The 2,620-nt window shown below is 33.4% G+C and carries 2 protein-coding genes; both read left to right on the plus strand.

All coding sequences use genetic code 11. From position 1 onward, the window contains the following. Nucleotides 1–1,404: MFS transporter (locus tag AOG55_RS03110; protein ID WP_055040873.1), on the plus strand; the 1,404-nt coding region annotated here is incomplete at its 5' end. 447 nt (nt 1,405–1,851) lie between these two features. After that, nucleotides 1,852–2,620: hypothetical protein (locus AOG55_RS03115; protein WP_236688959.1), on the plus strand; the 769-nt coding region annotated here is incomplete at its 3' end.

Raw genomic sequence — 2,620 nt, forward strand, 5'->3', positions numbered from 1 at the left:
ATGATGATTTATTATATATTTATGGATTACCAGTTTTTGGATGATAGAGTTACGGATAAGTTCCAGAAAAAACTTTCAGTACTGGCTGCAGTTGGTCCTTTTACAGATGGTTTCAATGAATTTGGTGCATCAACGGCATTACTGGCAATTGCAGTTTTATTCCATCTATCAGCAATCATGTCTTCACTAATACTTGCATCATACTGGATAGGTGTTGGCGCCGGAGGAATGATAGGTGGCATATTTTCTGATAAAATAGGCAGAAAAACACTGTTTGTATATGATACAATAGGCATGGGCGTATTTGCACTGATCAGTGCCATATCATTTTCAGGCACATTCTTCTTTTTCTCCAGGCTTTTACTGGGTTTCTTTATAGGCATAGACTATGTTGCTGCCCTACCGTTAATATCTGAATACTCACCCATAAAAGATCGTGGAAAGCAGTTATCATTTCAAAAATTCTTTTTCACACTTGGAGCCTTACTGGCAATAGGCGAGGGCCTTGCATTAACAGTACTTGTTGGTGTTTATCTTGCATGGAGATACATATTTATAACTGCTGCCATACCAGTATTTATATTATTCTTCCTGAGAAAATCAATGCCAGAAAGCTTAAGATGGGCAGTGGAAAATGGAAAAGAAGAGCGTGTTAAAAGTATTAAAAAGAGGCTCAATAATTACGGAATAAAGGTAAACGTCGATAAGAATGACCTTGGCGAGGAGACATCCATAAAGGATAATATAAAGAAATTCTTTTCAAGGCCAAATGCCAGGGCATTAATTTACATATTCTGGCTTGGAACAGCCTATTCAATGACCATTAACCTGGTTTCTGTTTATGAACCAAAATTTCTTAGTGATCTTGGCGCGACATCCACCTTATCATTACTTGGTTCTGTTATAAGTGCAGCCCTTGGACTCTTAGGAACCTTTATTGTTATGATCACAGTAGATAAAATCGGAAGAAAAAACATTGGCGTCGCTGGGTTTATATTAAGCTCCATACCCATGGGAGTAATGTATGTGGCATTTACACTTCATTTTGCCACCCTTCCACTTATAATGTCAATGTTTGCGATATTTTATTTTATTAACGTTGGAACAATAGGTACCCTTCAATATGTTCCTGCTGCCGAACTTGGAGGTACAAGAAACAGAGGATTATCAATGGGATGGGACAAATTATGGGAGTTCCCAACAGCGGCTGGTGCCTTTGCACTATATGCCTTTTTGGGCCCGATTAATTCGGTGCTTTTCGATACAATAATGCCGGTAATAGCAGGTATAATACTTTACATACTTGCAATAGAAACAAAGGATAAATCTCTTGAATATATAGAGGATGAGACAATAAACGAAAATGAGGAGGCACACACGTTCAAAGATGTGGAAGAAGAATAAATTTTTTTATTTACTTTATTTACCAGGTTCCAGTATTAATACTGTTTATGGTCATGCCCGTGTATAATATTTTGTGTATTTATTTAGGGTACCTACTTTTTGGCATTCATTATGGATGGTTTAAACTTATAAAAATCTAAAAATATATAAATATTGTATAAAAAATACAGGTATTTTGAATAATTCTTTTTTGGCTAAAATAATGTTATTATGCCTAGAATCTCATAGGACATTTTTCTTTACTGTAATTCTTATCTTTCAATGCCTTATTAATATATCAATAACTTTTAGCGATAATGTATGCAAAACATATATTAAAATCTGCTAAACCTTATGTATTTTTAATATTAACATATAAAAGATATACGACAGCAGGCTTAATGTTACAGAAAAATTAATAAGCCATAAAATAATAAAAGAATAACTATGCTTGAAGGTATAAAATGTGTGCAAATTAAATCTGCATCTAATAAAGATTTTCCATATAAATCCGATTTAAAATTTCTAATAAAGAATTTGCCCGCATTTCAGGAAAAAGTTTACATAGCAGAATTTGGAAGGTATAATCACAGCATTCCAGCCTATTTGCAGGTCCATGATGGAGAACATATAATGGTTAAACCATCCCTAGCTGGCATATCCGTACTGCGTTCAGGTTATAGCTGTACAATTCTGGATTTAAAAAATAAAATCAATTTACATGAAAGGCACCTGGATGTTTTTGATACCCCAATGGATTACAAAACTGTTAATGAAAGATTCAAAAAAGATTTAATCTATTACCTAAGGCATGGCGGTTTTATTGATTTTTATATTCACGATGACATAAATCCCATGATGTTTCTCAATGAAATAATCGGCAGATTATCCATAAAGTACTGCATAAATAAGCACAGGCTTTTTAATGTCTCTAAATTCCTTCTTGAGAACCCTGCAATGGAATTAAATATGCAATCATTAATGCATAGATTTGCACTTAATAAAAATGAATTGAATCAAATCCTTAACGCTTTAATAGATTCTGGATTAATATATACAGTTAAATCAGGTGAAAATAGAAATTATTTTAAAATATTTACATCAGACAACTGTTTTACATTAAACAATCCAGAATCTGATATTGTAAGGCTTGCATACAACGAGGCTTTCAGGCATCTTTTAGGTATTTATCCTGGGGCTAAATTTAAATACACAGAGGAATTTCCATTAATTCTAA

The sequence above is a fragment of the Acidiplasma cupricumulans genome (assembly GCF_001402935.1).
Classification (GTDB): domain Archaea; phylum Thermoplasmatota; class Thermoplasmata; order Thermoplasmatales; family Thermoplasmataceae; genus Acidiplasma; species Acidiplasma aeolicum.